General features: G+C 70.9%; 20 protein-coding genes, 2 tRNA genes and 1 pseudogene. 19 read left to right on the forward strand and 4 right to left on the reverse strand.

The annotated features are described in order from the left end of the window. Positions 1–11: 11 nt before the first annotated feature. The 12 genes and pseudogenes from dnaG (at position 12) to ACYVC6_RS15905 (ending at position 8,021) form a co-directional block, all read left to right on the forward strand. Positions 12–1,910 (forward strand): DNA primase, encoded by a 1,899-nt coding sequence (gene dnaG, locus ACYVC6_RS15850; protein WP_460715386.1) that lies wholly within the window; start codon positions 12–14, stop codon positions 1,908–1,910. A 19-nt stretch (positions 1,911–1,929) separates the two neighbouring features. Next, a complete protein-coding gene (locus tag ACYVC6_RS15855) occupies positions 1,930–2,421 on the forward strand; it encodes a hypothetical protein (RefSeq protein WP_460715387.1) in 492 nt (163 codons plus the stop codon). 86 nt (positions 2,422–2,507) lie between these two features. Next, positions 2,508–2,583, forward strand: a tRNA-Asn gene (locus ACYVC6_RS15860). A gap of 272 nt (positions 2,584–2,855) precedes the next feature. Next, positions 2,856–3,860 (forward strand): phosphotransferase, encoded by a 1,005-nt coding sequence (locus tag ACYVC6_RS15865; RefSeq protein WP_460715388.1) that lies wholly within the window; start codon positions 2,856–2,858, stop codon positions 3,858–3,860. A 39-nt stretch (positions 3,861–3,899) separates the two neighbouring features. Next, positions 3,900–3,973 (forward strand) — tRNA-Ile (locus ACYVC6_RS15870). A 115-nt stretch (positions 3,974–4,088) separates the two neighbouring features. Beyond that, a pseudogene (locus ACYVC6_RS15875) lies at positions 4,089–4,352 on the forward strand (helix-turn-helix domain-containing protein); the annotation flags it as partial. Beyond that, positions 4,340–4,558: an SAM domain-containing protein gene (locus ACYVC6_RS15880; RefSeq protein ID WP_460716530.1), complete on the forward strand. Its 219-nt coding sequence runs from the start codon at positions 4,340–4,342 to the stop codon at positions 4,556–4,558. The pseudogene ACYVC6_RS15875 and the gene ACYVC6_RS15880, both read left to right, overlap by 13 nt. Positions 4,559–4,658: 100 nt before the next feature. Then, positions 4,659–5,939, forward strand: a complete 1,281-nt coding sequence (locus ACYVC6_RS15885) for a hypothetical protein (protein ID WP_460715389.1) — start codon at positions 4,659–4,661, stop codon at positions 5,937–5,939. A gap of 196 nt (positions 5,940–6,135) precedes the next feature. Further along, positions 6,136–6,375: a DUF6458 family protein gene (locus tag ACYVC6_RS15890; RefSeq protein ID WP_460715391.1), complete on the forward strand. Its 240-nt coding sequence runs from the start codon at positions 6,136–6,138 to the stop codon at positions 6,373–6,375. Between the two features lie 5 nt (positions 6,376–6,380). Then, the gene (locus ACYVC6_RS15895) at positions 6,381–6,512 is read left to right on the forward strand and encodes a hypothetical protein (protein WP_460715392.1); all 132 of its coding nucleotides are present in this window, start codon (positions 6,381–6,383) and stop codon (positions 6,510–6,512) included. 73 nt (positions 6,513–6,585) lie between these two features. After that, complete coding sequence (locus ACYVC6_RS15900) at positions 6,586–7,683, forward strand: glycosyltransferase family 2 protein (RefSeq protein WP_460715394.1); 1,098 nt, start codon at positions 6,586–6,588, stop codon at positions 7,681–7,683. Continuing rightward, positions 7,683–8,021 (forward strand): hypothetical protein, encoded by a 339-nt coding sequence (locus ACYVC6_RS15905; protein WP_460715395.1) that lies wholly within the window; start codon positions 7,683–7,685, stop codon positions 8,019–8,021. The genes ACYVC6_RS15900 and ACYVC6_RS15905 overlap by 1 nt, the downstream gene beginning before the upstream one ends. On the opposite strand, the gene ACYVC6_RS15910 is transcribed toward ACYVC6_RS15905, so the two are convergent. Next, positions 7,963–8,619, reverse strand: coding sequence for an RNA polymerase sigma factor (locus ACYVC6_RS15910; RefSeq protein ID WP_460715396.1), 657 nt, complete (start codon positions 8,617–8,619; stop codon positions 7,963–7,965). The genes ACYVC6_RS15905 and ACYVC6_RS15910 overlap by 59 nt on opposite strands. A 101-nt stretch (positions 8,620–8,720) precedes the next feature. Between ACYVC6_RS15910 and ACYVC6_RS15915 the strand changes: the two genes are divergently transcribed. Next, positions 8,721–9,524, forward strand: a complete 804-nt coding sequence (locus ACYVC6_RS15915) for a hypothetical protein (RefSeq protein ID WP_460715397.1) — start codon at positions 8,721–8,723, stop codon at positions 9,522–9,524. A gap of 13 nt (positions 9,525–9,537) precedes the next feature. Here the strand turns inward: ACYVC6_RS15915 and ACYVC6_RS15920 are convergent, their stop codons facing one another. Next, positions 9,538–10,071: a hypothetical protein gene (locus ACYVC6_RS15920; RefSeq protein WP_460715398.1), complete on the reverse strand. Its 534-nt coding sequence runs from the start codon at positions 10,069–10,071 to the stop codon at positions 9,538–9,540. Between the two features lie 101 nt (positions 10,072–10,172). Continuing rightward, positions 10,173–11,561 (reverse strand): serine/threonine-protein kinase, encoded by a 1,389-nt coding sequence (locus ACYVC6_RS15925; protein WP_460715399.1) that lies wholly within the window; start codon positions 11,559–11,561, stop codon positions 10,173–10,175. A gap of 99 nt (positions 11,562–11,660) precedes the next feature. Here ACYVC6_RS15925 and tyrS point away from each other — a divergent pair, with 99 nt between their 5' ends. Genes tyrS through ACYVC6_RS15940 form a run of 3 tightly spaced genes read left to right on the forward strand, consistent with a single transcriptional unit; the run spans position 11,661 to position 14,952 of the window. Continuing rightward, positions 11,661–12,932 (forward strand): tyrosine--tRNA ligase, encoded by a 1,272-nt coding sequence (gene tyrS / locus ACYVC6_RS15930; protein ID WP_460715400.1) that lies wholly within the window; start codon positions 11,661–11,663, stop codon positions 12,930–12,932. 10 nt (positions 12,933–12,942) lie between these two features. Then, positions 12,943–13,971, forward strand: a complete 1,029-nt coding sequence (locus tag ACYVC6_RS15935) for an alpha-hydroxy acid oxidase (RefSeq protein WP_460715401.1) — start codon at positions 12,943–12,945, stop codon at positions 13,969–13,971. Positions 13,972–13,980: 9 nt separating this feature from the next. Then, positions 13,981–14,952, forward strand: coding sequence for a tetratricopeptide repeat protein (locus ACYVC6_RS15940; RefSeq protein ID WP_460715402.1), 972 nt, complete (start codon positions 13,981–13,983; stop codon positions 14,950–14,952). Here ACYVC6_RS15940 and ACYVC6_RS15945 read toward each other — a convergent pair. Beyond that, the gene (locus ACYVC6_RS15945; RefSeq protein WP_460715403.1) at positions 14,942–15,490 is read right to left on the reverse strand and encodes a hypothetical protein; all 549 of its coding nucleotides are present in this window, start codon (positions 15,488–15,490) and stop codon (positions 14,942–14,944) included. The genes ACYVC6_RS15940 and ACYVC6_RS15945 overlap by 11 nt on opposite strands. Positions 15,491–15,611: 121 nt before the next feature. Between ACYVC6_RS15945 and ACYVC6_RS15950 the strand changes: the two genes are divergently transcribed. The 3 genes from ACYVC6_RS15950 (at position 15,612) to ACYVC6_RS15960 (ending at position 18,063) form a co-directional block, all read left to right on the forward strand. Beyond that, on the forward strand, positions 15,612–16,415 hold the full coding sequence (locus ACYVC6_RS15950) for a PP2C family protein-serine/threonine phosphatase (RefSeq protein ID WP_460715404.1): 804 nt from the start codon (positions 15,612–15,614) through the stop codon (positions 16,413–16,415). Between the two features lie 18 nt (positions 16,416–16,433). Continuing rightward, positions 16,434–17,363, forward strand: coding sequence for an alpha/beta fold hydrolase (locus tag ACYVC6_RS15955; RefSeq protein WP_460715405.1), 930 nt, complete (start codon positions 16,434–16,436; stop codon positions 17,361–17,363). A 163-nt stretch (positions 17,364–17,526) separates the two neighbouring features. Then, positions 17,527–18,063 (forward strand): DUF3145 domain-containing protein, encoded by a 537-nt coding sequence (locus tag ACYVC6_RS15960; RefSeq protein ID WP_460715406.1) that lies wholly within the window; start codon positions 17,527–17,529, stop codon positions 18,061–18,063. Positions 18,064–18,077 lie beyond the last annotated feature (14 nt).

Raw genomic sequence — 18,077 nt, forward strand, 5'->3', positions numbered from 1 at the left:
AGGATCACCACATGGCAGGCCGGATCCGCGACGAGAGCATCGCCGAGGTCCGTGAGAAGGCCCTGATCGACGACGTCGTCGGTCAGTACGTCACGCTCCGCAACGCCGGCGGCGGCTCGCAGAAGGGTCTCTGCCCGTTCCACGACGAGAAGACGCCGTCGTTCAACGTCAACCCCTCTCGGGGGTCGTTCCATTGCTTCGGCTGCCAGGAAGGCGGAGACGTCATCTCCTTCCTGCAGAAGATCGACGGGCTGAGCTTCGTCGAATCGGTGGAGCGGCTCGCGGACAAGTACGGCGTCGAGCTCAAGCGCGAGGAGGGCGACGTCCGCGACGACCGGCCGCGCGGTCCGCAGCGCGGCAAGCTGATCGAGGCCAACCGGGTGGCCCAGCAGTTCTACGCCGAGCAGCTCATGACCCCCGCAGCGGCACAGGCCCGGCAGTTCCTCACCGAGCGCGGTTTCGACGGCGAGACTGCCGAGCGGTTCGGCCTCGGCTTCGCCCCCCGCGGCGGCGAGGACCTGCTGAAGCACTTGCGACAGCGCGGCTTCTCCGAGGAGGAGTGCATCGCCGCCGGGCTCGTCGCGCAGAGCCAGCGCGGAGGCTCAGGGTACGACCGGTTCCGCGGCCGGTTGCTGTGGCCGATCCGGGAGACCTCGGGAGAGACGATCGGCTTCGGGGCGCGCCGGATCTTCGAGGACGACCGGATCGAGGCGAAGTACCTCAACACCCCTGAGACGACGCTCTACAAGAAGAGCAAGGTGCTCTACGGCATCGACCTGGCCCGCAAGCAGATGGGGCTGATGTCCCAGGCGGTCGTGGTCGAGGGCTACACCGACGTGATGGCCTGCCACCTCGCCGGCGTCGGCACCGCGGTCGCCTCATGCGGGACGGCGTTCGGCGACGAGCACGCCAAGATCCTGCGTCGGCACATGGCCGACCACGAGGAGTTCCGCGGCGAGGTCATCTTCACCTTCGACGGCGACGCAGCCGGCCAGGCGGCCGCACTCAAAGCGTTCGCCGGTGACCAGAACTTCGTGTCCCAGACCTATGTCGCCGTCGAGCCCGACGGGCTCGACCCGTGCGACCTGCGCATCAAGCACGGCGACGCGGCGGTGCGCGAGCTGATCGCGCGCCGGGTGCCGCTCTACCGGTTCGTGCTGGCCAACGTCGTGTCGAAGTACGACCTCGACCGGGCCGACGGGCGCGTCGACGCGCTGCGCGAGAGCGCCCGGCTGGTGTCGAGCATCCGTGACAAGTCCAAGGTCGACGCCTTCGCCCGCGAGATCGCGGGGATGGTCGGGGTCGACGTCGAGGAGGCCCGGTCGGAAGTCCGGCGCGCCGGCAACCGGTCGCGACCGTCGTCGACGACCACGTCACCGCCGGCACCTGATACCTCCGGGCCACCTCGCCGCCAGCTTCCGGACCTGCGCGATCCTCGCTTCGCGATGGAGCGCGAGACCCTCAAGCTCGTGGTGCAACACCCGATGGTCATCGGCCGGACCACCAGTGAGGTCGGGCCCGAGGACTTCATGCACCCGACCTACCGGGCGGTGTGGGAGCTGGTCTCCGCGGCCGGTGGACCGCTGGCGGGCGCCTCGGACCACGGCTGGTCGGCCCGGCTGCGCGACGCCGCCCAGCAGCGCAACGACCCGGCCCTCGTCTCTGCGGTCAGTGCGCTCTCGGTGGAGCCGCTCCTCACCGACAAGGCCCCCGACGCGGCCTACGTCATCCAGCACGTCGTGCGGCTCCTCGAGCTCACCGCCCTGCGCCGGATCGCCGCGGTGAAGTCCAAGCTGCAGCGCACCAACCCGGTCGAGGAGGCCGAGACCTACAACCGGATGTTCGGTGAGCTCGCTGCACTCGAGGCGCACCGCCGGGCGCTGCGCGACCGGATCGTCGGCTCCGAGTGATGTCCCGAGTGATGTCCCGGTGAGGATGCCGAGGCGCCGGCCGTCGATCGAGCTCGTGGCGGGGGAGTCCGAGCTGGCCCGCGCCGTGAGCGAGACCGGCCTGGTGGTCGGCACCCGCGACGCCCTCTACGTCCCGACCAGCGTCGGTCATGTCCGGGTGCCCTGGGAGCAGGTCGAGTCGGCCGACTGGGACAACGAGGGGGAGGTCCTCCGGGTCCGCGAGGTCGGCACGTGGGGCGAGCGTCGACCGGAGTACCTCCTCGCCATCGCCGACCCCGGCCGGCTGCTCGAGCTGGTGCGCGAACGGGTCACCGCCACCGTCGTGCTGCAGCGGCACGTGGCGGTCGAGGGCTCCCGCGGGGTGCGCGTGATCGCTCGGCGGGCGCCGTCGGGAGGGCGGGAGGTCACCTGGCTGTTCGAGTACGACGAGGGCATCGACCCGGGTGACCCCCTGGTCGCGCACGCCGCGGACACCGCGCTGGCGAGCGCGCGGGAGGACGTCGGGCTCTGACCGGGGCGACGTCGGTCAGCCCCCGCAACTGCCCCATCCGGCGGATTTCAGGCCCGGAGTCGCTCCTTGCTAAGGTTCACCGCCGATCCCCCGTAGCTCAACTGGCAGAGCATTCGACTGTTAATCGAAGGGTCGTTGGTTCGAATCCAACCGGGGGAGCCATCGTTCCACATACTGCATGCACCCCAGGGTTGTCCATAGTCCGTTCGGACTATCGGGCATAGCCCATCTGGGCCAGCACCCGAGTCCCCAACTGGTCACACTCGCGTGTCGCGGCTGGTCACGTGATCGGGCGTGTGTTCAGATCGGAGAGAGCCGATCGGGCAGGCCCCGCGGCGGTGACACCCCCCGATGCGGGACGCTTGTGTAACACCCCCCGACACTGGCGTCCCGCATCATTCACGTCCGGACGACCTGAGGACAGGATGGTCGGCGTGTACGCCGACTTCGCCCTGCGCCTGCCGTCCACCAGCGCACGCTGGGCCTCGCCGGCGTTCCGCGCCGAGCTGGCCGGGTGGGTGGGGTCCGCGGTCGGGGAGCCGCTGGTGCTGGAGCCGGTCCGGGACCGGTCCTGGTCGACCGTCTGGCGCGTGCAGGCGCCGTCGGGGACGTTCTTCGCGAAGCAGAACACGCCACTGCAGGCGTTCGAGGCACGGCTGCTCGTGCTCCTGGGCGAGCTCGCGCCGGCGTACGTCGTGCCGGTCGCGGCGGCCGACGGCGCTCGCGACCTGCTGCTCACGCCGGACCAGGGCACGGTGCTGGGGGAGGGGCTGGCCGAGCGAGGGGAGGAGCACCTGGTGCCGACGGTCGGCCGGATGCTCGTCGCGGCGGCGCAGCTGCAACGCGCGCTCGCGCCACACGCCACCCGTCTGGCCGAGGCTGGCGTCGAGCGGCTGGCCCCGTCTGATGCCGTGCCCTACGTCCAGCAGCGGCTCGCCGACTTCGGCTCGCTGCCAGCGGGTGACCCTCGCTGCTTCGAGGCCGGTCGCGCCGAGGCGCTCGAGGCGGCGCTGCCCTCGGTCACCGCGGCGGCCGACCAGGTCGCGGCCCTCGGCCTGCCTCTCACGCTGAACCACAACGACCTGCACACCTACAACGTCTTCGATGTCGACGGTCAGCTGCGGTTCTTCGACTTCGGTGACGCGTTGCTGTGCGAGCCGCTCGGTGCGCTCATGGTGCCCCTCGGCGGCGTCGCGCAGCACCTCTCGCTCCCGGTCGGCCACCCGCGGGTCCTGGCGATCGCCGAACCGGCCCTCGAGGTGTGGAGCGACCTGGCGCCACTCGCCGAGCTCCGCGCCGCGCTGCCCGCAGCCCTCCGACTGGCGCGCCTCGCCCGCGCCGAGTCGTGGCTCCGCTGCTTCGCGGGCATGACCGACGACGAGCTCGCCGAGTGGGGCGACGCCGCGGCGTACTGGTTGGCGGGCGTCGCCGACGGCTGAGTCCGCATGCTCCGTGACCCGGGACTAGGCTTCCGCGCTGGGGCGGTAGCTCAGTCGGTCAGAGCAGAGGACTCATAATCCTTGGGTCGTGGGTTCGAGCCCCACCCGCCCCACAACGAGCTTGTGTGAGCCCGGGTCCTCCTTGACGGAGTGGCTCGGGTTCGTGCTTTACACGGCTTCGGTAGTTGCTTGACGGTGGCTCCGGTTCCTCCTTGACACTCCCTCATGATCAGGGAGCTCAGCGTGCAGGAACAGAAGTACCAAGCGGTGCTGGCGGTGCTGGCCGATGGTGCGTCGGTCAGCGAGGTCGCGCAGCGTTGGGGTGTCTCGCGGCAGTCGGTCCATGCGTGGCTGCGTCGCTACGAGGACGAGGGCCTGGCGGGTCTGGAACGGCGGTCGAGTCGGCCGGTGTCGTGTCCGCACCAGATGTCCGGGGTCGTGGAAGCACGGATCCTGGAGATGCGTCGAGCGCATCCGGGGTGGGAGTCGCGGCCGCCGGCCGGTCGATCGACGTGTGGGTCACTGACCAGGTCCTGCAGTTCCTGAACCGGCACTCATTGGCACAGGGACTCACCGAGTTCATGCGCGAGCACACCACCGGCGGAGCCAGACTCCGGCTCTACGTCGCCGAGATTGACGAGGCAAGGGTGCTCGACCAGGATGCCGACGTCGACCAGCGCGCCCCGGTGCCACGCTGAGCGACGCCCGAGCGGGCGGGCGCCGCCGGGGAGAGGCGGGTGTGACCGAACAGACCCCGGTTGGACGGACGCGGTGTCTGACCCCACCTAACCTCGAATCATGGGAAGGCTCCTGCGCGCCCTGGCGCTGCTTGTCGGCGCCACCCCTCTCTGGCTCGGTCCCGGCGCTGCACTCGCCTCCACGGCGGATACCGCGGTCGCCAACGCCGACGACGAGGTCGTGCTCACGCTGTTCTGGGGCGACGGCTGCCCCCACTGCGCAAAGGAGAAGGAGTGGCTGGCCGACGCGGTGGAGGACTACCCGCAGCTGACGGTGCGCTCCTACGAGGTCTGGCACGACGAGCGCAACCGGGTGCTGCTCGAGGAGACCGCCGCCGGGATGGGGTTCGAGGCGACGGGGGTCCCGGTGACGATCATCGGCGACCGCCACTGGATCGGCTGGTCCGAAGCCGTTCGCGACGAGGTCGAGGCGGTGGTCGACGGCTCGGCACCGGCGACGGACGCAGGCGCCGGGGGTGCGACCTCGCGGGTCGACGTGCCGCTGCTCGGTGATGTCGAGGTCAGCAGCGACTCCCTGGTGTTCTCGACCCTGGTCATCGGCTTCGTCGACGGCGTCAATCCCTGCTCGCTCTGGGTCATCTCGGTGCTGCTGGCGATCGTCGTGCGCACCGGGAGCAGGCGCAGGGTGGCCGCGATCGGCGGCACCTTCTTGGTGGTCACTGCCGCGATGTACGCCGTCTACATGGCCGGCATCTACTCCGCGATGGGCGTCCTCGGTCACCTCGGCGCGATCCAGGTGGTGGTTGCCGTGGTGGCCGGCGTCTTCGCGGTGGTGAGCCTCAAGGACTACTTCGCCTTCAAGAAGGGGCTGTCGTTCACGATCCCGGACTCGTCGAAGCCGGGGATCTATCGACGGATGCGCGCGGCAGCCGGGCGGGAAGAGCTGGTGCCCGCGCTCGCAGCGACCGTGGTGCTGGCCGTGGGGGTGTCCCTGCTGGAGACGCCGTGCACCGCCGGCTTCCCGGTGCTGTGGACCGGGCTGCTGGAGGCACAGGGGGTCGGGTTCGCGGAGGCGGCGTTCCTGTTCGCGCTCTACATGCTGCCGTTCCTGGTCGACGAGCTGGTCGTGTTCGGGCTCGCGGTGGCGACGATGCGCGTCGCGAAGATGCAGGAGCGGCACGGCCGTCTGCTCAAGCTGGTCGGCGGCACCATGATGCTGGCGCTGGCGATCACGGTGCTGGTCGAGCCGAGCGCCATGAGCGACCCGCTGACCGCCCTCGCCGTGTTCGCCCTCGCCCTGCTCGTCGCCGGGGCGGTACACCTGGTCACCCGTGCGGTCGGGAACGGGCCCAGGAGCCCTCAGGTGGAGTCCACGCGCTAGGACTGTGCAAGGGCCGTCTGTCTGGAGGCCCTTCCAACCTGTCGCCGGTGGCCCGTTCCGTTACGTCCCGCGCACGTGGGCTTCTTCACCCTCAGACGGGACGCCCGAACCCGTTTGTCGGGCCGCGAGCCAGGGGACCTACCCCTCCGGCTCGCACATCCCTGCGAACCACGTCCCTACGAACAAGGAGCACCTCATGGGCTACGGCCTCGGAGCATTCCTGCTGGCGGTCGGCCTCATCCTGGCCCTGGCCGTCACCGACCAGATCAACGGCGTCGACCTCACCATGGTCGGCTGGATCCTGGCCCTCGTCGGCCTCCTGAGCCTCATCCTCACCGCGGTCACCGCGAGCAGGGCCCGCGGGATGCGGACTGTCGAGACGAGCCAGGGCAGTGACGGCCGGCACGCCGTGACCGAACGTCGCACGGACATCTGAGCGCGATGACAACCGCGCTCACCGAGCCCACGAGCACCCACGAGCACCTGTGGCGACTCGACGATGTCGAGTACGACGAGCTCGTGGGCCCGGTGTCGCGCTTCGAGTGCCCCTGCGGATCGGTCTGGTTCCGGTGAATCACTCCGGATCCAGGGTCGCACCGAGTGGTGCTCGACGTAACGCTCAGGCGACCTGGCGACAGGAGAAACGGTGACCCTTCTCGGCGGGCTCGACTCGCGCACGTCCGAACGCGCCGAGGGACGTCACCAGGCCCTTCGGCCGGCCGACCAGCTGACCGTGATCATCCCTGCCTACAACGAGGCCGGGTCCGTCGGCGACACCGTGCGGAGCGTGCTGGGGCAGACGACGGCGCCGGCTCGAGTCATCGTGGTCGACGACGGCTCCACCGACGACACCGCACTGGAGGCTCGGCAGGCGGGCGCCCAGGTCATCACCCCGCCGTCCAACACCGGCTCCAAGGCCGGGGCGCAGAACGTCGCTCTCGAGTACGTCGACACCCCCTACTGCATGGCCATCGACGCCGACACGACGCTCGCCCCGGACGCCATCGAACGACTGTTGGATCCGCTGCACCTCGACCCTCAGCTGGCGGCGACCTGCGGCTTCGTGGTGCCGCGATACGTCAGGTCGGTGTGGGAGCGGGGTCGCTACATCGAGTACCTGCTGTCGTTCACGTTCTACAAGCCGACCCAGGACTACTACGGCAAGCCGCTCATCTCGTCGGGCTGCTTCTCGGCCTACCGCACCGACCCGCTCCGCGAGGCCGGAGGCTGGTCCGAGCGCACCCGCGCGGAGGACATGGACCTGACCTGGACCTTCTACCAGGCCGGACACAAGGTGCAGTTCGTGCCTGAGGCGCTCTGCTACCCCATCGAGCCCCACGACTTCGACTTCATGAGCAAACAGCTGAAGCGCTGGTCGCACGGGTTCGTCCAGAACGTCCGGTTGCACTGGAAGGGCATCCTGCCGCTCCGCTTCCTCAGCACCGTGGTCGGCGTGGCGTTCTTCGACGCCGTGGTCGCCTCGGTCATCTACCTGTTCGTGCTCCCGGTCCTGGCGGTCGTCCTCAGTGCCCCGTGGATCCTGCTCGCCTATGTGGTCGACGTGCCGGCGGTCATCGTGCCCGTGCTGGTGGCCGCGTGGCGGCGGGGCGAGGTCGGACGCGCGCTGGTCTCCCTGCCGAGCTTCTTCGTCCTGCGGACAGTCAACGGCTTCTTCATGCTCGAGGCCATCGTCACCGAGCTGGTCCTGCGCCGTCCGCTGCTCGTCTACGAGAAGGGTCACTGATGAACAACGCCGGACTCCCCGGGACCGGCCTCGGCGGCCTGTTCTACATCGTCCTGGCGTTCTGGATGCCGCTGGCCGAGCTGCCCAGGACCCTGCGAGGTCGCAGCAGCGTGGCTCGGTGGCGCAGGATCGGGGCCCAGGTCGCCCTCGCCGGCGGCATCGTCGCGTCGGTGGCCGTTACGGCGGCCGGCTATCTGGCCGTTGCCGGCTCGGCCAGCCCGTTCGGTGTGCGGGGGCCAGCACTGGTCCTGGCCCCTGTCGTGCTCGCCGCCGTTCTGCTCAGCGTCCTGGTCGTGGTGCTGCGGACGTGGGCCGGGTGGGAGCGCTACCGCGCGTAGGCTTCATCGCGTTCGAGGTCCCAGAGGCGGTCCCACGGGTTGTCGCCTCGCCCTGGTCCATGAGGCGACGCAGCCGGCCCAGCGCGCGGTGCCTGGCGACCCGCACGGCTGTGGGCATCATGCCGAGAGCGGCCGCTGTCGTGGCCACGTCCAGGCCGACGATGTCGATGCAGGCGACCACCTCGGCCTCCCGGGGCGAGAGGTACTGGAGCAGCTGACGGGTCGTCTCCAGGTCGTCGACCGGACCGACGTCGGAGGTCGCCACTCCCCAGGTCGACTCCGGGGACTCCTGGATCGACACCGGGTCGGTGCGTCGGCGCAGCGCCGTACGACGGCTGTTGGAGGCGTGGTTGCGGGCGATCGTGAACAACCAGCCCGGGAAGTCGTCGTCGTCGCCCTTGAAGGCCTGGATCTTGGCCGCTGCCGTCAGCCACGCCTCGGCGGCGATGTCCTCGGCGGACGAGGCGGCGTCTGGAAGTGAGAGCGATCGGAGCCAGATGGTGAGGCGCCGGTTGTGCAGCAGATAGAGCTCTCGCCAGGCGGCCGGGTCACCACTGCGCGCCGCGGAGACGAGCGGATCTCGCTCGTCTCGCGCCATGTCGATCTCCGTAGTCCACCCGATGGTGGCGCTGGCGCCCGAACGCCCTGCCCCTGAGCAAAGAGCGTAACGAAGCATCGACGTCGCGACATACTAACTGCGTGAGGTTCACCCGAACGCGTGAAGATGTCACGCGCGCTCTGCGCGCGGACCTTGGTGATCCCACGGTCGACGAGGAGCTCATCGGCCAGCTCGCCAGGATCGCCAGGATCAACGCCAACGCGACCGGCAGGGTCCGGCCGACCAGGCGTCCTCGGCTGGCGGCCGCTGTCTTCAGCGCTTCCGCGGTGGTGGGCCTGGGCGGGATCGGAGTGGCCTACGGGGCCGGCCTCGTCGCCGCACCGTGGGACTCCGCGCCGACGCCCGCGGTCCCCTCCGACGCCCCCTCCCAGGCTCCCGTCCCGGAGCCGGCCGAGTCCGGCATGGACGCCATGGACGAGAGCGTCCAGCCGCCGGGCAACGGCCAAGGCAACGGAAACGGCCAAGGCAACGGCAACCAGGGCCAGGGCAACCAGGGCCAGGGCAACCAGGGCCAGGGCAACCAGGGCCAGGGCAACCAGGGCCAGGGCAACCAGGGCCAGGGCAACCAGGGCCAGGGCAACCAGGGGCAGGGCCAGGGCAACCAGGGCAACCAGGGCCAGGGCAACCAGGGCCAGGGCAACGGGACCGGCGGCGGCCAGGGCAACGGGGCCGAGAACGGCCAGGGCAACGGGGCCGGCAACGGGACCGGTACTGGCAACGGCCAGGGCAATGCGCCCAGCACCGGCACGGGCACGGGGACCGGCAGCGGCCAGGGCGACGACAACAGCAACCCGAACGGCCAGGCCGACGGCAGCCCCAACGGCAACCCCAACGGCCAGGGCGGCGGCCAGGGGAGCGGGAACGGCAACAGCCCCGCTCAGTGACAGGTCCTCTGCGTCAGCAGACGACGATGAGGTGGAACGGCTTGTTGGCCGTGGTGCCGTCGCTGGTCGTCGTGTTGACCCGGACCGTGTCGACGGTCCCGCTGAGGAGACCGGTGCCGGCCTGTCCTTCCGCCGCTCCGAAGGTCGCGTTCCCGACGGCGGCCACGTAGGCGCAGGCGGTGACGTCGACGTTGAAGTCGACGGCGTAGCGCCCCGGCCCCTCGCCCGTGAGGCGCAGCCCGGTGACACCCCCGCTCTGGCGGACCACGACACCTTCGTCAGTGAGCACCGCGTAGAACACGTCGATGTCCTGGTTGGACAGGCTGCCGTCCTTGATGTCCTTGCCCCTGAGCGACTCGTTCTTGACAGTGCGGCTCTTGAGCGTGTCGCTCGCGACGTCGCGGTGCGTGATGGTCCTGTCCTTGATCTGCGCGCCGGTGATCTGGCCGGCGGCGATGGCGCCGCCGCCCGCGCAGGCGAGACCGAGCACGAGGCCGGCGACGACGCTCGGCCCGGACAGGTTCTTGACGGCGTGACGGATTCCCATGCTGGTGACCCCTCCCTACGTCGGTCGCGACCCGCCGCGACCGGATGCCCCCGAATATGCCATCGGTCCGCTCCGGCGTACAGGAAGCCTGATCGGGAGCCTCAGGCCTCGCCGTCGATCAGGTAACCGCCGTCGTCGGTCTGCTCGAGCTGAAGCGAGACGTCCTCGGTCCGCGGGCCCTCGCCGCGGACGATGTAGGTGTAGCGGTAGTCCACGACCATCGCCTCCGGGTCGGCATCGACCGAGATGAGCTTCGTGCTGACCACGGTGTCCCAGAACCCTCGATAGCCCTCGATCCCGTCGCTTGCCTCCTGGAACCGCGGAGTCAGCATCTCGAACGCCGCCTCCGGGTCACTGACCACGAGGTCGAGGTAGTCGTCGATGAACGCCTCCATGTCGGCCTTGGAGGCCGTGACCGGCTTGTCGCTCGCGGCGGAGGGCGACGGACCCGGATCGGCCGAGTTGGACTCCGGGTCGTCGGAGGTCAGGCCGATGACGAAGGCCACCGCGGTGAGCACGAGCACCACGAGGACCGCGGCCACGATGAGCGGTCGCGGAGTACGTCGGCCGACCGGTGTAGCCGCCGGTTGAGCCCTCGGCTGAGCGACTGACTGGGTCACGAGCCCGGCCGCCACCGGCTCGAGCACCGTGGTCCTGGTGACCGGCGGGTCGTCCGGTCGGGCGTCGTACGCGGCCATGGGTGGACCGGCGGCGAGGAAGTCGCGAACCTGGGCGGCGCTCCATCTCTCGGCCGGGTTCTTGACCAGGGACTTGACCAACAAGGGGGCCAGCCAGCCGGCGTTGGCCGGCCGGGGCGGGTCGTCGTTGACGATCCGGTAGAGCGCGCCCATCACGTTGTCGCCGACCTCGTAGGGCGGCTTGCCGGTCAGCGCGTGGCACAGAGTCGCGCCCAGCGACCACACGTCGCTGGCCTCGGTCGCCAGCTGGCCGCTGGCGACCTCCGGGGCGAGGTAGGCGGGGGAGCCGGTGACCAGCCCGGTCTGGGTCAGCGCAGCGTCGGCCTCGGTGCGGGCGATGCCGAAGTCGGTCAGCTTCACGTTGCCGTCGGGGGTGACCAGGATATTGGAGGGCTTGACGTCGCGGTGGACGATCCCGGCGGTGTGCGCAGCCGCCAGCGCATCGGCGACCTGCGCGAGGATCGGGGCGATCGCGTCTGGGGTGAGCGCGCCGTTCGACCGGACGATGTCGGCGAGGTTGGTGCCCTCGACGTGCTCCATGACCATCCACTGCTCGCCGGACTCCGGCTCGTCGACGAGGTCGAAGACGGCGACGACGTGCGGGTGGTTGAGCCGGGCGGCCAACCGGGCCTCCCGCTCGGCGCGCTGGACGTCCGGGGTGCCGCCACCGGGTGCGGTGCCGATCCGCTTGAGCGCCACGGTCCGGCCGAGGGTCAGGTCGGTGCCGCTCCACACCGCACCCATGCCGCCACGACCGATCTCCCGGTCGAGCGTGTACCTGCCCGCGATCAACTGAGCCCTCTCCTTGCCTAGACGCCAACGGTCGAGCCTAGGCGCACAGACCCGGTAACCGGGTGGGACCCTGGTCACGCCATGGGGCAGGCTTAGCCCGTGCCCGCCCCGATCGACCCCCACCTGCTCGACGACCTCGTCTGGCGAGGTCTGGTCGCCCACTCGACCGACCTCGACGCATTGCGCGAGGCGCTCACGGCGGACAGCGTGCGGTTCTACGTCGGGTTCGACCCCACGGCCCCCAGCCTCCACATGGGCAACCTGGTCCAGCTGGTCACGGCGATCCGCCTGCAGAAGGCCGGCCACACGCCGTACGTCCTGGTCGGCGGCGCCACCGGGATGATCGGCGACCCCAAGGACTCCAGCGAACGGACCCTCAACGACGCCGCGACGGTCAAGGACTGGACCGAGCGGGTCCGGCGGCAGGTCGAGCCGTTCGTCTCCTTCGACGGCGCCAACGCGGCGACGATCGTCAACAACTACGACTGGACCTCCGCCCTCTCGGCCATCGACTTCCTCAGGGACATCGGCAAGCACTTCCCGGTCAACCGGATGCTGGCCCGCGATGTCGTGCGCACCCGTCTCGAGAGCGGCATCAGCTACACCGAGTTCAGCTATGTCCTGCTCCAGTCGATGGACTACCTGACGCTCTTCCGCGACCACGGCGTCACCCTGCAGTTCGGAGGCTCCGACCAGTGGGGCAACCTCACCGGCGGTGTCGAGCTGATCCGCAGGGCCGACGGCGGGCACGCCCACGCCTTCGCCACCCCGCTCGTGACCAAGGCCGACGGCACGAAGTACGGCAAGACCGAGGGCGGGGCGCTCTGGCTGGACCCCGAGATGATGTCGCCCTACGCCTTCTACCAGTTTTGGCTCAATGTCGAGGACGAGCAGGTCGGGGAGCTGCTGCGGATCTTCACCTTCCTCAGCCGCGAGGAGATCGAGGCGCTCGAGGCCGAGCACGCCGAGAAGCCGTTCCTCCGCCGCGGCCAGCGCACCCTTGCCGGACAGGTCACGACGCTGGTGCACGGCGCGGAGGCGACGCGGCGCATCGAGGAGGCGTCCGAGGCGCTGTTCAGCGGCGGCTCGCTGGCCGAGGCGGACCCCGAGGTGCTGCGCCAGGCGCTCGCCACCGCCCGCCCGCTCGTGACCGGAGCCGAGGGCAAGACCGTCACCGACCTGTTCGTCGAGGCCGGCCTGGTGCAGAGCCGCAGCGAGGCGAGGCGCACCGTCGCCGAGGGCGGCGCCTACCTCAACAACGAGCGAGTGGACGACCCCGACTACGTACCGTTGGCCGACGACTTCCTCGGCGGCGAGGTTCTGGTGCTGCGACGGGGCAAGAAGAGCTTCGCCGGAGTCGCCGCCCCATGAGCGGGCCCCGGTGACCTGGCTGTCCGAGCGAGAAGACCACGCGCGGGCGGCGCTGCCGGCGCCGGTCTTCGAGTACCTCGCCCAGGGAGCGCGCGACTCCGTCAGCACCCTGGAGGCGCCGTGGGGCTGGTCCGAGCGACGGTTCCTGCCGCACGTCCTCCGGGACGTGACCGATGTCGACCTCTCGGTGCCGATGCTCGGCACGCCGGCTCGGGTGCCCTGGGGCATCGCGCCGACCACACAGCAGCGGGCTGTTCACCCCGACGGCGAGCTGGCGATGGCCCAGGCGACCGCGGCCGCCGGCTCGGTCCTGGTCGTGTCCAGCAACGCCGGGACGACGTTCGCCGACATCGCCTCGACGGGAGTCCGGTGGTGGCTGCAGGCCTACCTGCCGGCGGACCGGACCCTCGCCGAGCCGCTGCTTACACGCGCGGTCGACGCGGGTGCCGAGGCGATCGTCCTCACGGTGGACACCCCGGTCGTCGCGACGAAGTACGCCGCCGGCGACCAGGTCGTCTGGGACGTCGTCGACCCTGAGCTGCTCCGGGTCAACTTCGACCCGGGCTACGAGGAGGCGCCGAGGGCCGAGAAGGCGCTCGACCTCGGACCGCACGACGTCGTGTGGCTGGCAGAGCAGACCGGCCTGCCGGTCGTCGTGAAGGGCGTCCTGCGCGCCGACGACGCTCGCCGCTGCGTCCAGGCCGGCGCTGCCGGGGTCTGGGTCTCCAACCACGGCGGCCGTCAGCTCGAGCGGGCGGCCAGCACGGCGTCGTGCCTGCCGGCGGTCGTCGCCGCGATCGAAGGCTCGGCGCAGGTCTACGTCGACGGCGGGATCCGCAGCGGGCTCGACGTGCTCACCGCTCTGGCCCTCGGCGCGGACGCGGTCTTCCTCGGCCGGCTGCCGCTCTACGCGCTCGTGGAGGGTGTGGGCGGAGTGGCCCGGATGCACGGCGACCTCCTCGAGGAGACGGTCGAGGCCTTCCGCCTGGCCGGCTGTCGCCGGGTCGCCGATGCCAGAGGCATTGTCCGGGAGCCCTAGAGTTGCGGGGTGCCTGAGAACCGTCGCCCGTCCCGACCTGCCCAGGGTGGTCAGCGTGGCGGCCCGAAGGGCTCCGCCCCCCGCGGCGGTGGCAAGCCGCCCGTTCGTTCCGGTGGCAAGCCGTCGGCGCGCTCCGGTGGGAAGCCGACCGGCCAGTCGACCGGCAAGCCCGCTCGCGACGGCGGTCGGTCGTCCGGTCCCCGGCGCAACGACCGCCCCGAGCGCGGTGACCGCCCGGCTCGCTCCAGCGACTGGAAACGGTCCCGCGACGACCAAGGCCCGCGCACCAAGGACCAGCAGGAGTACGACGGCCCGGACCTGCCCGAGGACATCACCGGCGCCGAGCTGGACCGTTCGGTGTCGTCCCAGCTCAAGGGTCTCCCTGAGAAGCTCGCCTCACGCGTGGCCCGCCACCTGGCGGCCGCGGGCCTGCTGATCGACGAGGACCCGGAGACCGCCTACCGGCACACGCTGGCCGCCCGGGCCCGCGCTCCGCGGCTCGCGGTCGTGCGCGAGGCCGCCGGCGAGGCGGCGTACGCGTCCGGCCACTACGCCGAGGCGCTGGCCGACCTGCGCGCGGCGAAGCGGATGAACGGCGCCACGGCCTACCTGCCGATGATGGCCGACTGTCATCGCGCGCTCGGCCAGCCCGAACAGGCGATCAAGCTCGCGAAGAGCCCCTCGGTGGCCGGCTTCCCGGCGGCGGCCAAGGCCGAGATGACGATCGTCGAGGCCGGTGCGCGCCGTGACATGGGGCAGCTGGACGCTGCCCTGCGCACGCTGGAGCTCGCCCCCCTGACGTCCAAGTCGCGCGAGCCCTGGGTCGTCAGGCTGCGCTACGCCTACGCGGACATCCTCGAGTCGGCAGGTCGGGAGGCCGACGCGCTCGCGTGGTTCCACCGCACCGACGCCATCGACGGCGAGCAGCTCACCGATGCCTCCGACCGCGCCGAGGCCCTGGAGAAGCGGATCAACGGCTGACGATCGTCACCACGGCGGGGGAGCCGGCGAACTGCGTGGCGCACTGCAGCCGGTCGCGGTAGGCCACCCGGATCCGCTCGATGGTGACCACCCCGGGCTCATCGGCGGTCACCTCGAGCATCACCTGGTCACCGGCCGTCATCGACGCGCCCTCGGTGTCGACCAGCTCGGCGCAGAACAGGGCGGCGTCGCTGGTGACGCCCAGCGCCCCTCCCCGGCACAGGCGCGGGGTGATCGTCACCGGGACCGTCGAGACCGCGAACACCTTGATGCCGCTGATGTCCAGAGTGCGCCCGAAGTCGGCGTTCGCCTGGAACATGCCCAGGTAGACCGGCCGGCCCACCGGGGTCGAGGCGGTGACCAACCGGTCGCTCGTCGGCAGCTCCTCCGGGTGGGTGGTGACATAGCGCACGACCGCGACGAACACCGCGAAGCACACCAGCCACACCAGCCACACCCACCAGCGCGAGCGGCGGCGCACCTGGAGGGGGTCCGAGCCGCCCGCGTCCCCGTGGGCGTCGGCTGTGTCCGACGTCATGTCCGCAACGGTAGTGGCGCGCGGTCTCGGAGCGTGCCGTCTTGACGCGTCGGCGTCGTGAGGGTCTACTTCCAGCACCTGCCGGTCTCGGGTCTAGGAGGTGGCAGATGGGAAGCACCGCATGCTGAGGTTCTCCGGCGCCGGCGTCAGCGACGTCGGCCTGGTCCGGGCATCCAACGAGGACTCCGGCTTCGTGGCCCCCTACGTCGCCCTCGTCGCCGACGGCGTCGGCGGAGCGGCCGCCGGCGAGGTCGCGTCGGCCACCGCGGCGTACGCCGTCGCGGCGACGGTCCTGCAGCGTCCCGGCGTCGACGCCGCGAGCGTCGTCACCGAGGCGTTCGTCGCCGCGCGGGACAACGTCCGGCTCGGGGTGCAGCGCGACCTCAACCGGCTCGGCATGGCCACGACGCTCACCGTGCTGGTGAGCGACGGCCGCAGCGTCGTGCTCGGCCATGTCGGCGACTCCCGCGCCTACCTGCTGCGGGGCGGGGAGCTGCGCCAGATCACCACGGACCACACCTACGTGCAGCACCTCGTGGAGTCGGGGCGGCTCGCCGAGCAGGCGCGTGCCACACACCCGTGGCGCAACGTCGTACTCCGTTCCCTCGACGGCGACCCCGAAGGGTCGGATCTCGACCTCACCCGGCTCGACGTGCGCATCGGGGACCGCTTGATGATCTGCAGCGACGGCCTGACCGACCTGGTCGACGACTCCCGGATCGCCGCGGTGCTGCGCGTGCAGGACCCCGAGCGGGCCGCGGCGGAGCTGACGGCGAGCGCGCTGACCGCAGGTGGCCGCGACAACGTCACCTGCGTGGTGGTGGACGTGATCGACGGTCCGCGGGTGGTCGGCGACGGCAGGCTCCTGGGAGCCGTGGGTGATCCTCGCAACATCGTCGACGTGGCTGCTGTCAGACAGGCCTGAAACTGGGACACTCCGCTCGTGAGGAATGTCGAGCGTCCCGCCCTCGAAGGCACCGTCGCCGTCCGCGACGGACGTCGACTGAGCTTCGCCGAGTACGGCTCACCCCGGGGGGCCGCGATCGTGTGGATGCACGGCACGCCCGGAGCTCGCAGGCAGATCCCCCTCGAGGCCCGGGCCTTCGCCCAGGCCAACGACGTGCGCCTGATCGGCGTCGACCGTCCGGGCATCGGCTCCTCGACGCCGCACCTCTACACCAACATCGCCGACTGGACCGGCGACCTCGAGCTGATGCTGGACGCCCTCGCGGTCGACACCTGCCGGCTGATCGGGCTCTCGGGCGGTGGGCCCTACGTCCTGGCCGCGGGCGCGCGCCTGCCCCACCGGGTCCATGGCGTCGGTGTGCTGGGCGGCGTGGTGCCGACGGTCGGCCCGGACGCCGCCGAGGGCGGCATCATCCAGCTCGCCGTCCACCTGTCCCCGTTCCTCCGGGTGGCCCGCGTCCCGCTCGGCGTGGCCCTCACCCAGGCGATCCGGCTGGTGAAGCCCTTCGCCGGCACCGGTCTGGACCTGTATGCGGCGTTCCAGCCGACCGGTGACAAGAACCTCCTGGCCCGTCCGGAGTTCAAGGCGATGTTCCTCGACGACCTGCTCAACGGCAGCCGCTTCCAGACCTCGGCGCCGATCAACGACCTGCTGCTGTTCACCCGTGACTGGGGGTTCAGCGCCGCGGAGGTCACGGTGCCAGTGCGCTGGTGGCACGGCGACGACGACCACATCGTCCCGTTCCGCCACGGTGTGCACCTGGTCGAGCGGTTGCCCGACGGGACGCTCACCACGATCGACGGGGAGAGCCACCTCGGTGGGCTGGGCATCGCCCACGACGTCATCTCGAGCCTCATGGAGCTCGGGCCGCGGCGCACCCAGTCACGCGCCGCCAAACATCGCTGAGGCGCTCGGTCCGGAGCGGATCGGCCCGAACACTGGTGCACACCCGCCCCATGGGTCACAATGGGGAACACAACTACAGGCGTGTCATTAGAGACCCGTCACCCGAAGGTCGAAGTCGCTGGGGAAGGCGCACTTCCGCGACCTTGAGGTGAAGGAGACCGACGTGACCGCGAAACGACTGACTGGCGACGTCCGAGCGGCCGAGCGCAGCACGCGTGGCGTGCTCTTCATCCACTCGGCGCCTTCCGCGCTGTGCCCGCACGTCGAGTGGGCCGTGGGCGGTGTGCTCGACGCGCCCGTGCACGCCCAGTGGATCCCGCAGGCTGCCCAGGCCGGCAGCTACCGGATGGAGCTGTCGTGGACCGGCCAGCCCGGGACGGCGGCCGCCATCGCCTCGGCTCTGCGCGGCTGGAACCACCTGCGCTTCGAGGTCACCGAGGACCCGACGCCCGGCAGCGAGGGCACTCGCTTCTCCTACACCCCGACGCTTGGGGTCTTCCACGCCGTGACCGGCCTGCACGGCGACATCCTGATCCCCGAGGACCGGCTCAAGGCCGCGGTCGTCAAGGCCGCCCTCGGCGACACGACGCTCCTCGGCGAGATCGACAAGCTCCTCGGCAAGCCTTGGGACGACGAGCTCGAGACGTTCCGGCACGCCGGCGAGGGCGCCCCGGTCCGTTGGCTGCACCAAGTCGTCTGAGGAGTCAGCAGGCG

Source organism: Nocardioides dilutus (assembly GCF_054779555.1).